Source organism: Streptomyces sp. NPDC014727 (assembly GCF_043083485.1).
In the GTDB taxonomy this organism is placed as follows: Bacteria; Actinomycetota; Actinomycetes; order Streptomycetales; family Streptomycetaceae; genus Streptomyces.
The window spans coordinates 117,801-127,414 of record NZ_JBIBYR010000014.1 but is presented as its reverse complement, the minus strand read 5'-3'; the positions used below and the strand labels follow the sequence as shown (position 1 = coordinate 127,414).

At 71.9% G+C, this 9,614-nt stretch carries 4 protein-coding genes; 1 reads left to right on the top strand and 3 read right to left on the bottom strand.

Features of this window, described 5'->3' with window-relative positions:
• Nucleotides 1-20: 20 nt before the first annotated feature.
• Complete coding sequence (locus ACF1B9_RS22625; RefSeq protein WP_391743307.1) at nucleotides 21-437, bottom strand: ATP-binding protein; 417 nt, start codon at nucleotides 435-437, stop codon at nucleotides 21-23.
• On the opposite strand from ACF1B9_RS22625, the gene ACF1B9_RS22620 reads away from it, so the two are divergent.
• The gene (locus ACF1B9_RS22620) at nucleotides 372-533 is read left to right on the top strand and encodes a Rieske 2Fe-2S domain-containing protein (RefSeq protein ID WP_391743408.1); all 162 of its coding nucleotides are present in this window, start codon (nucleotides 372-374) and stop codon (nucleotides 531-533) included. The two genes, ACF1B9_RS22625 and ACF1B9_RS22620, sit on opposite strands and share 66 nt — an antisense overlap.
• A 53-nt stretch (nucleotides 534-586) precedes the next feature.
• Here ACF1B9_RS22620 and ACF1B9_RS22615 read toward each other — a convergent pair whose 3' ends face one another.
• Nucleotides 587-2,851 carry a UvrD-helicase domain-containing protein gene (locus tag ACF1B9_RS22615; protein WP_391743305.1) on the bottom strand — a complete coding sequence of 755 codons (2,265 nt, stop codon included), beginning with the start codon at nucleotides 2,849-2,851 and terminating at the stop codon, nucleotides 587-589.
• Complete coding sequence (locus ACF1B9_RS22610; protein WP_391743303.1) at nucleotides 2,848-9,603, bottom strand: DEAD/DEAH box helicase; 6,756 nt, start codon at nucleotides 9,601-9,603, stop codon at nucleotides 2,848-2,850. Before ACF1B9_RS22610 ends, ACF1B9_RS22615 begins: the two co-directional genes overlap by 4 nt.
• Between the last annotated feature and the right edge of the window lie 11 nt (nucleotides 9,604-9,614).

The window sequence follows — 9,614 nt, the reverse complement described above, 5'->3', positions numbered from 1 at the left end:
CGGTGCGGCACGTCCGAATTTCAGAGCCCGGACCGATCAGCACGATCACGGGGAAGCGTGAGCGCGCACTCGGCCCACACCGTCTTGCCGGGGCCCTCGGACCGCAGGTGCCGGTCCCAGCGGGCGGCGAGCCGGCCGACGAGAAGAAGTCCCCGGCCACCAGAATCCGCTCCACCCGGGAGGAGGAGCGCGTCCGGCCGGGGCGGCACCCGTTCCGCACGGGCGTCGGTGACCGCGATCCGGACGGTCTGCGAGTATGCGGGCACCTCCAGACGCAGGTGGAAGTCCCGGCCGCGGACATGGCCGTGCCGCACGTCGGCCCCCTGGCCGAACTTCGTGTCGGGGAGCCCACGCGCCGGCTTGCCGACGACATCGCCGTCGTGGTCCTGCGGAACGCGGACGACACGGTGTACGCGCTCGCGGATCGCTGCAGCCATCTGGGCGGCCCACTGTCCGAGGGCGACGTCGCCGACGGCTGCCTGACCTGCCCTGGCACGGCAGCACCTTCCGTCTGGCGGACGTGTGGAACGTGACCGGCCCGGCCACAGCTCCTCACAGCAACGCTGGTGGGGAGAAGCGCGCCTTATCACCGGGGCGGAAGCAGGGGTGCCAGGAAGCGACTTGGCTCACCGTGCCAGGTGATGGCGAGCGCATCACGGGCGCGGGTAGCCGCGACGAAGAGCAACGAGCGCGCCCGGTGCAGTTCACGCTGGTGGCGGCTCGGGTCCGTGCGTTCCCACGCGTCCACAGAGGCGCGGGGTACGAGTCCCTCGGCCACCCCGGCGATGATCAGGCAGCGGTACTCCAGTCCCTTGAACCGGTACATGGTGCCGATGTGGACACCCTGGTCGTTCCGCGGTCCGTCCTGGGTGATCTCCGTCGGGGTGATGCCGCGTCGCGCGAGGCGGTCGGCGAGCTGGGTGACCATGTCGTTGGTGGGGACGCAGATCGCCGTGGACTCGCGGGGCACGTCGTGCCAGGCGCGTAGTTGCTCGACGACGAGGTCCATCTCCTCGTCCCAGCTCCGTGCGCCCCGCAGGGACGGGCTCGCACCTTGAAGGATGGAGCGGTATCCGGCGATCGTCTCCGCACTGCCGTCGAGGTCGTCGTAGTCCGCGTCGTCCAGGACCCGGATGGCGTCGCGCAGGATCTCCCGCGTGGTGCGGTAGCTGAGGGTCAACCGGGAGGACCGGCCGCGGATGTGGACGCCGAGGCTGCCGAGCGTGACCTGGTTGTCGTAGATCCGCTGGTGCGTGTCGCCGACGAGGAAGATGTCGTCGGGCTCGGCCGGCACCATGGCGCGCAGCATCTTCCAGTGGGCGGCGCTGAGGTCCTGCGCCTCGTCGACCACGATGTGCCGGTAGCGGTAGCGCAGCCAGGCACCGGAGCCGGCCTCGACGTGGAGGTTGTCCAGGCCCCCCCGGTCGTCGCGTTCCTCGGATCGCCGGTCGATTCTGGCCTTGCGAGCGATCTCCAGCCGTGCCGCTCGCTCGGCGACCTGCCGGTGGGTCTCCAGCCCCTTGGTCTCCAGGCGCTGGGTGAAACGTTCGGCGAGCTGCCAGATGCCGGCTCGCTCGGCACGTGTGACGCTGCGTCCTCGGCCCGCGCGCCGGGCGGCGAAGTAGTCGCTCCGGGAGGTCACGGCCTGGCCGAGGATGACCTGGTTCCACTCGTCACTGAGGAACTCGGCGCTCCAGCGGGTCTCCCCCGCCTCCACCAGCAGCTCCCGCCACTCGCGCAAGGCTGCCGTGTCGTCGATCCGCCGCTTGGCGCTGCCCGGGTCGGCCTCGCTGACGAGGCGGGTCGCGAGCTGGTCGACGTGGGCGATGTCGACCCGGGCGAGTACGTCGGGGCCGCCGAGTGAGAGGAGCCGGGCCCGCAGATCGGCGGCGAGGTTCTTGTTGAACGTGGTGAGCAGGACGGGCTTGTTGCGACCGGGCGGGAGCCCTCGCACCAGGTGGCACACACGGTGGAGGGCGACGATCGTCTTGCCCGTCCCCGGCCCGCCGCCGACCCGTGCCGGGCCGGAGTAGCGCCGGTGGACCAGCTTTTCCTGGGTGGGGTGGAGGAAGATCTTCCATCGCCCGAAGTCGCCCTCCTCCAGGATGCTCTGCAGGGACTCGTCGTCGCTGATCACCACGGTCTGGGAGCGGTCGACGGCCGCCTGCCAGTCGTCGGTGTCGAGGTTCTGCTCGGGTTCGCTCACGGCGACGGGCGCGGTGACCTCGTCCATGACCGCGTCGTAGGGGACGCCGTCGCGCAGCCGCAGGAGGACCTCCCCGGTATGGCGGGGCGCGTACTCGGCGAGACCGAGCAGCTCGTCGTCCGTGGTGAGTTTCCGGACGATCGGGATGAGCGGTTCGGCGACGCCGAGGTCCGCGAGCTGTTCGTCGGTGTACGCGGCGAACAGGGGCTCTTCTACCGGCCTGCGGGTGGCGGGTTCCGGAGCGGGGGTTGCGGGCGGCGCGGGTTCGCGGCGCTGCACGTGCTCCTCGACGACCTGGAGGTCCACGTATTCGATGGCGCCGGTGATGTGGTTGATGCCGTAGTTGAGCCGGTCCAGGTTCTTGTGGACGTGGCCGCGGTGCTTGACCGAGACGAGAAGCCAGTCGTCACCGCCCAGGCGGATCATCAGGGCCCGCCACTCGCGGTTGACGCGCGCCGACCAGAGCCGATCGTGGCCTTCCAACTGCTTGAGGTCGAAGCCGCCGGCGTCCGGGTTGCGGCGGAAGTCGTGCTGGAACTTGTAGAACGCGCCGAGGACGGCGCGGTCCAGTTTGACGATTTCCTTGTCGGCCTTGTCCAGCAGGCGCAGGGTCACGCCGGTCCTGGGCGCGCCGGTGACCGTCATCGCTCGTTCTCCTCGTGTTCGTTCGTGGCCGGACCGGCAACTCCGCTCACCAGCCCGGCGAGTTCGCCGGCGTCCCATTCCGTCGCGGTGCGGACCTGCCAGCCCGCGTCCCGGTACGCCTGGTCGCGTTGTTCGGCGTCGATGTCCCGGTTGCTGCCCGGGTCCGGCCGGTGCGCGAGGACAACACCGATCCGCCGGGCAGGCCAGGCGAGTTCGGCGGGCCAGGCGGCTGCTCCGAGTTCGTAGCCGGCCTCGGGCGCGGGCAGGCCGAGGCCGGCGAGGACGCGGGCGAGGCCGGGGAGACCGGGGTCGTCGATGAGGAACTCGATGACCTCGTCCCAGGCGGGGTCGCGGACGGCCGCGGGGGCCTCCTTGGCGGTCTGCCCGACCGCCTCGGGTTCGTGTGCCCGCCGCTGGGAGGTGAGCCACCCTGCGCCGCCGGTGACCGCCAGTTCGGCCGGGTCGAATCCCGGCAGCATGGCGGCTGTGAGCTGGACCCCGTCTCCCTCGCCCGCGTCGAGGAACTGGAGCAGGTTGCTCCAGTAGAGCCAGGCCTGCCAGCGCCGCCGGTGTGCGGCCTCGTCCGCCGTGACCGTGTCCGTGCTGTCGTCGAGCACGGTCAGCGCGGTCCAGACCGCCCCGGCCTGCCCCCTGCGCAGGTCGAGGGCGATGATGAGCGGACACCCTGACGCGTCCCGGGTCGCCATCACCTGGACGGCGCCCTGTCCTCCGGCGAGCCGTCGCCCGTGCAGCGCCTCGCCGATCCTGCGGCCGGTCTCCTCGCCGTCGGCCAGCGCCCTGCTGGTGGCCGACACGGCTGCGAAGCCCGCGAGCGCGCTCTGGGTGCGGCGCCGCCAGGCGTCGGGGTCCGGGTCGGTGAGGTACCCGATCAGTGTCTCGACGGGGTTGGCCCACACGAAGCGCGACAGGTCCCGGGTGTCTCCGCCGTGCATGCGGCGGTGGACGTCCATGGCCGTCTTCTGCGCGGTGTTCGGATACGGCTTCCATACGGGGTCGGCCTGCGGCTTCGTCCGCCCTGTCCATGCCTGCACGTCGTCCCAGGTGAGCTGAAAGACCTGCCAGCCTTCCGCCCGCAGGCGGGTGCGTTTACCCGCGTCGTCCTCGGCGGTGAGGTGCTCGGGGCTTGCGTGATAGCGGTAGCCGTCGAGGTAGACGGCCACCCGCTTGTCGTCGTCGGTGCTGTGGAAGACGACGTCGGGCCGGGTGAAGCCGAGCGGTGTCTGCGTCTCCATCTGCCAGCCGCGGACCGTGCCGTCGGGTGCGGTGAAGCGCAGGGTCGTGTCCCTGGTGCCGTCGGCGGTGAGTGCGGTGCGGACGCTGACCTCGTCCACCCGCTCGGCCCATTCGAGCAGCCCGCGCCGGAAGAGTGCCTCCAGTTCGCTCTCCACCTGGTGCACGAGGGTGATGTCCCGGGCGGTGGCGACGGGTTCGGTACTCCACCGGTCGGCGGTGCGGCCGAAGAGGTCACCGAGCATGTCCAGCGCGTGCTCGCGGGAGACGAGTTCGTACTCGCCGTCGGTGACGTGCCGCAGCAGGCAACGGTGGCACGCGGGCCGGCCCTGGCCGACGCACACGCAGGTCTCGATCACCTGGCGGGCGTCGTCCAGGACGCCCCTGAGCCCGTCCTGGCCGGCGAGGCGGTGCAGATATCCGGTGCCCCCGGGCAGCGTGTCGTACAGCACGAGGAAGTGGCGGCGCAGGGCGGCCTCGCCGTGTTCCTCGGGCATGGAGTCGGTGACGACGGCGAGGTGGTCGGGGTCGCCGCCGTAGCTGCGGGCGATACCGGCCAGCAGCAGCGCTTTGAAGGAGGCGAGCCTTTCCTGGGTGTGGGCGGTGACGGCGGGGATGAGGATGCGCAGGGCGTCGGTGCGCAGCTCGTGGGCGAGCAGCACCTTCTCGCCCCGCCGGGCGGTATCCGCCCCGCTGCGCCGCCTGGGGCACCAGGGCCGGTGGTACTTGCCGTATGCGGCCGCGTCACCGGTGTCCTGGGCGGCGGGCCCTCCGTCGGGGTCGGCGAAGCCGCACGCGTCGCAGACCCAGAAGGGATTGAGGCGGACCTCCCGCCCGGCGAAGGCCGTGTCGGCGCCGCCGTCCACTCGGGTGGCTCCGGTGTTGATGTGGCGGATGCGTGCCTGGCGGGTGAACTCCCAACCGAAGGTGGCGTGTTCGTGCTTCCATGCCTGTTCGACGTCTTTCGCGTCGATGTCCACTGCGGGCACGACGGTGTAGTGCCGCCTCTCCCGCTCGTCGCTGTCGTCGCGGACGCGGACGTCGTCGCGTTCGTCCCGGGAGGTGACGCGGCGCGGCACCAGGACCTTGTGCAGGCAGCCGACGTCTCCGATGGCCGCGGACCGGCAGCGGGGGCAGGGCGCGGGGTCCTGCTCGGCGCGGTGGGTGCGGACGTGTCCGCAGTCGGGGCAGACACGCCACCAGATCCAGGCCGGGCGGCCGGGACTGCCGATGTCCAGTCCGGTGACACGGTGCTTGTAGCCCTGGGCGTAGTAGTGGTTGCCAGGGGCGAATTCGGAGAGGGCGAGGCGCGCGGGGCGACTGTGGTGGAGGGTCTTGCTGTGGTCCTTACGGGTGCCGTCGGCCTGCTTCTCCGTCCAGGTGAGGGTGGCCTCCAATTCGGTGGCCGAGTCGATCAGGCTGTAGTTCGGCAGCAGGCCGAGGTCGACGAGCGCGCCGTGCGCGGTGGTACGGCTGATCTCGCGGGAGACGCGTGCCACGTCCCGGCGCTCGGCGCGCAGTTCGCGCCCCTGCCGTTCCTGGTCGGGGTCGCCGGCGACGAGCAATTCATGGGCCCGGTCGATGGCCTCGGTCCGGCGCTGCAGGTCGGCGCGGCGGTCCTCCCAGCGTCGGCACGCGGTTTCCAGGGCGCCTCCCAGTCCCTGCTCGCCGGGGTCGGTCGCGTAGCTGACGAGGGCGGCGCGGGCCTGCGGGCTGACGCCGGTGCCGCGGCTCTCGTCGTACGCGGGGAACAGATCGAGGAAGCCCTCCACGAGCTGTCGTCCGCCGGTGAGCGCGGCTTCGGCGAACTCGGCCTGCCAGGCCGAGGCCCCGAACAGTTCGGTGGCGCGTCCGGGCAGCGGCCGCAGTGGCGTCCCGTCGGGGGCGGTCAGCCGTCCGGCGCCTGCGAGGTCGAGGAGATGGGCGAGGTACTGGCGGCGCAGGATCTCGGCCGCGGACAGGTAGCAGCCGGGCGGCAGGACGTCCCCGGCGATCATGAGCCGGGGTTCTTCCAGGTAATAACGGTCGCGCGGACCGCGGTCGACCATGGTGAGCAGGTACGCGTTACCGGTGGACCGACCGGCCCGGCCCACACGCTGGATGTAGTTGGCCGGCCCCTTCGGCAGGGAGGCGAGGACGACGGCCGACAGGTCGCCGATGTCGATGCCGAGTTCGAGGGTGGGGGTGCAGGACAGCACCTGCGGGTTTGCGTAGTGGACGTCGGTTCCCTCGCGGAACGCCTTCTCGACGGCCTCGCGTTTGGCGCGGCTGAGTGTGCCCGTGTGTTCCGCCGTGTTGATCGTGAATACGCCGGCCTCGCGGTACATACGCCGGTAGAAGTCGTCCGTGAAGTCCCGTTGCCGCAGGCCGCTGTCGAGGTCGCGGCCGGTGGCGAGTACCCCGGCGCAGCGGTAGCGCGGACACGGCTGTCCGTGCCACTGGTCGGCGAGGTCGGGGTGGACGGTCTGCTCCCAGAAACAGACCGGGCAGTGCGCGGTGGCGTCGGGCAGCGTGTCGTCGGCGAGTCTGCGGACCTGGATGTGTCCGGGCTGGAGGCCGTAGACGCGAGTGGCCCCGTCGAGTGCGGTACGCACGGCGAGGACCCCGGTGTCGGCGAGGGCGGGCAGCAGCCGGGTCAGGAAGTCGGTGGCGGCCTCCCTGCGCAGCCCGAGGGCGCGGACGGCCCAGTCCTGGTACCAGCCGAGCCGGCCGGTGAGGACGTCGAAGTCCTCGCTGCCCTGCTTGGGGGTGCCGAGCAGGAACGCGGGCGCGGACACCCCGCGAGGGAAGGCCGGCATGCCGGTTTCGCGTCCGCCCCAGATCGCCCACCGGCGCACCCCTGCCTGGTCGAGCCAGGGGTCCAGCCAGGCGTGCCGGACGGCACCCCGGATACGCAGCCGCTCCAGCAGGCCCCGGACGAAGCCGGTGTACCGGTCGGGGCCGGGCACCGATCCGTCGGGCAGGGCGATCTCTCCGGGCGTGGTGAGCAGCGTCTCCCGTACGAGGTCGGCGACGGAGTCGGCGTCCGGCAGGGGCACGTCGGCGGCGACGGTGCGCGTGAGCTCCAGGGTGCGGCCCTGCCGGGACCGCAGGCCGAACTCCATGACGGTGGCGAACGCCAGGCGCTGCGCGATCAGTTCCCAGGTGGCCCGGGACCCGCGGCTGCGTCCGGAGAGCAGGGTGTCCACGCCCCGGATCAGGTGCAGGTCCGGCGGGATGACGGCGGCCTGCACGGCCTTGCTGTCGACGACGTCGGCGATCAGGTCGGCGGCCAGATCGCTCAGGGTGATCGGCTCGTCCTCGTCGATGCGGCTGGCGAGCAGCGCCCGCAGCGAGAACGTGTAGGAGCGGCTGGCGACGTATCCGGCGCGGTGGGCGGCGTCCTGGACGGAGTCGTTGAAGAGGAGGGTCTTGTTCTCGCCCTTGTTCTTGTCCAGTTCGCCGCCGGTGAAGAGTTGGGTGACGGCGGCCGCGGCGAGCGCGGCGAGGCCGGTGCCGAGGTAGCGGATGGAATTGAAGGTGCGGCAGGCGGGGCACTGGTCGCGTTCGGCGGCCCGGTCACCGTCGAGGTCGGCGTGAACGAACACGGCGTTGTGAAGGGGTCTGGGCCGACGGTGTCCGTCGCCGTCGACGGGGGCGGTGAAGTCGGTCTCGGGCGAGAGGGGGCGCAGCCGTCCGCCGGCACCTTCCAGGACCATGACGGCGGGTCCGCCGCGCCGGCGTTCCGCCCCGGCCGCGAAGGCGGCGTCGTGCACTTCCTGCGGGGTCGCGGCGATCATGTTGCGCACCCGGCGCTTGTCGCGGCCGACCGAGGCGCGGCGGATCTTCGAGGCGTTCAGGTCGAGCTCGGCCGGGTCGACCTCCGGCGAGTACGCGGCCCAGCCGGAGCGTCCGCACTCGCGGCAGAAGACCGCCGGCAGGAACACCTCGGCAGGCGGCGGGGCACTGTCATCGGCCGGTACGGCGGCCTGCTCGGCCACGTCGGCCGGTACGACAGGACCCTCCCCGTCGTACGGCGAGGTCCGGGCGGCCGCTCCGTCGTCCTTACGGGCCAGTGCACCGCGAGAGGTGACCCGCTCGTCGTCCCAGCGGAACTCGGCACGGGCCGCGCTGATGCCGCGCAGCACACGGGAGACGGACCGTACCCAGTGGTGGATCTCGATGGCCAGCAGGGGCCGCCCGGGGTGCTCGGGGTCGCGGGCGTACGACAGCAGGGCGATGTAGCGGGCGAGTGCCTGGGCGGCGATGCGCGGCCGCTGCTGCACGGCCATGCCCCAGTGGTAGGCGTAGCGGGGCAGTACCTCGGTGATCTCGGCGAGGGTCCTGGGGGTGCCGTCGAGAATCTCCAGGACGGCGGCGGTGAGCCGATGGCGGCGCAGCACGCGGCCGAGCTCCTCCGGGCTGGACCCGTTCAGGCCGGTGAACGCGGCGACGAGGCCGTCCATGGCGTCCGGATCGCGGGTGGGGTCGCCGAGCTCGGCGACCTCCTGAGGGGAGGGGAACGGCAGCGTGAAGTCGCTCTCGCCGGTGAAGTCCTTGGTGGAGCGCCTGTCCTCACCGACGACAGACTCGGGCGGGAACGGCACGCCGAAGACCTGCTCGGCAACCTCCAGCATGCCGGGCCCGCCGCTTGCCCGCCCGGTCCCGCCGGGGCCGTTCTCCCCCAGCGTGGCCGACGTGGCGACGGGACAGACCGGCCCCAGCGGGCGGCCGGGTTCCGCGAGTCCGGTGACGGACCCGAGGCGGCGCAGCAGCATGGCGACATCCGTGCCCTGGGCACCGTCGTAGGTGTGGAACTCGTCGAGGACGACGTACGCGAGCGCGGGGTCCTGCCACAGCCGCTGGTCCTCGGGACGCTGGAGGAGCAGGTCGAGCATCTTGTAGTTGGTGATCAGGATGTCCGGCCGGGTGCGCCGGATCTCGTCCCGGTCGACGGTGATCGCGGGGTTGGCCTGCTTGAACTCCTGCGACGGCTTGTCGCCGATGTAGAGCCCGGCCCGCACACCCGCGTCACGCAGCCGGGTGTCCTTGGGGTCGTCGAGCCGCTTGTTGATGCGGTGGGCCTGGTCGGTGGCGAGGGCGTTCATGGGGTAGAGCAGGATCGCCTTGACCCCGTCCCGGCCCGCCTCACGCTCGCGACGGCAGTGGTCGAGCAGCGGGATCAGGAACGACTCGGTCTTCCCGGACCCGGTGCCGGTGGTGACGAGGGTGGGCCGCGCCGGCCCGTGCAGCGTGGACAGCCTCTCCCAGGCGAGCTCCTGGTGCCGGTGCGGGGTGAAGTCGCGGGGCCACCAGGTCAGGTGCCGCTGCCAGTCGTCGCCCTCGGCGCTCCGGAAGGGTGTACGGATGCGGAGGTAGGGGCCGCGGAAGATGCCGTCGTCGGCGTCGCCGAGGAAGCCCTCCAGGGCACGGCGGGTGCTCTCGTCGGCCAGCGCGTACGTCGTCGCGAGGTACTGGCTCAGACTGGCCCGTACCTGGTCGGCGGCGAGTGTGGGACGCACGCGCGGTCCTC

Excerpts from the sequence above, each read along its gene's own strand:
- ACF1B9_RS22615 (WP_391743305.1), bottom strand. The coding sequence starts at position 2,851 with ATGACGGTCACCGGCGCGCCCAGGACCGGCGTGACCCTGCGCCTGCTG.
- ACF1B9_RS22625 (WP_391743307.1), bottom strand. The coding sequence starts at position 437 with ATGGCTGCAGCGATCCGCGAGCGCGTACACCGTGTCGTCCGCGTTCCG.